Source organism: Mesorhizobium sp. B2-3-7 (assembly GCF_006442695.1).
In the GTDB taxonomy this organism is placed as follows: domain Bacteria; phylum Pseudomonadota; class Alphaproteobacteria; order Rhizobiales; family Rhizobiaceae; genus Mesorhizobium.
This window is the reverse complement of the sequence record NZ_VFVV01000026.1, coordinates 1-1348: the sequence shown is the minus strand read 5'-3', so window position 1 is coordinate 1348 and position 1348 is coordinate 1. Positions and strand designations below refer to the sequence as shown.

General features: G+C 59.2%; 1 protein-coding gene and 1 pseudogene. Both read right to left on the bottom strand.

Translation table 11 applies throughout. The annotated features are described in order from the left end of the window. Nucleotides 1-280: 280 nt before the first annotated feature. A pseudogene (locus FJ940_RS28320) lies at nucleotides 281-591 on the bottom strand (type II toxin-antitoxin system RelE/ParE family toxin). A gap of 3 nt (nucleotides 592-594) precedes the next feature. Continuing rightward, entirely contained in the window at nucleotides 595-861 is a 267-nt protein-coding gene (locus tag FJ940_RS28315) for a type II toxin-antitoxin system ParD family antitoxin (protein WP_140513829.1), read from the bottom strand. Nucleotides 862-1348 lie beyond the last annotated feature (487 nt).

Sequence of the window (1348 nt, the reverse complement as noted above, 5' to 3'; positions counted from 1 at the left end):
GGGCAGTCTTAGAAGCAAACTTCTTCGTCGCCAGCGGCGCACCGCCCTCGTTCGTGAGGCGTATATAGTCGCCACCCTCACAAACTGTCAACACCGATCTCAGATGTTTTTTCGATTTCTCGTGGAGATATCCGCAGGGTCGAGATTCGTGAGTTGGCTAGGCTGAGTTTCCACATCGCTTTTTGCGCTTGGTCGCGCCTGGGATACTCGCTTCGGACCGTATGCCTCGCTTTGAAAACCGCTGTCCGCCCGACGGCTGCGGACCTTGCCCGAGCGGCTTTCAGCGGCGATCTTCCAGCCATTCCGGTGTGATGTTCCGGCCTGCGTAAAAGATGCCCAGGATCAGCACCCGCTCGCCCTCGACCGCAAAGGCAATGCTGACCGCCGTCGGTAGCCGATGATCCGCAGTCCGGGCATGATCTCGCGCCGCTCGGTGCCACGCTGTGGAAAAGTCGATAGACCGAGACAATGGCCTTGAATACCCGCGACGAAATTCCAGGCGATCGCCGGCGATGCGCGCTCGGCTATGTCGTCATAGAGCCGTTCGAGTTCGGCTTGTGCGGCCGGATGAAAGACGATCCGATAGCCCATCCCCTACTTGGCTTTCGCCTGTTTCGCGCGATGACGCGCCTCCAGCCGGGAAAAAACCGCCTCGGCCGGGATTCCTTTAGCTGGATCCTGCTGAAGCTCGGCCAGGCTGCCCGGAATTTCCTCGCGCAGCCACCTTTCCCGCTCCGCCTCGAAATCCTCGAGCATGCGCAGGCCGGCGCGGACAACCTCGCTGGCATTGTTGTAGCGACCTGATTCGAGCTGTTTCCTGATGAAGCGCTCATAGTGGTCGTTCAGAGCGTAGTTGGGCATGACAACCTCCCGGAAAGAGACATGGGATCACGGCACGGATTTAGCAATAGATGTCAGATATTAGCAATTTCGACCGACGTCGACCAACCTGCATTTTGGTCCGATTGTCTCGCAGACAGGTTCGGATCGCTTGATTCGGCATAACCGAGATATCGCCTCAGTCGGGCCGCCGCGATCGAGGATCGCGCCTGCAGCCGATAGGTGGGATCTGCTCCTCGCGATCCAGCCAGGACGGCAGGCGCTGAAGCCGGCTGGGATGGAATCCTGCCGGCTGAATCCATTTCGCATTTTCGTGGCTGGCCTCGGCTCTGGGAAGCCCAATTTCTCCGCCGCGCGAGCTGAGAGCTCGTCTTGGCCCCGAGGCATGGAACGACCGAGGCTTGGCCCTGAACGCTTTGGCTTGGCTTGGCTTGGTTTTGCGGGCTTTGTTTTTGACCTTGGGCGTCGGCTTTGGGTGTTTGCTGGGCTGTGATGAGGGTTCTCAAAT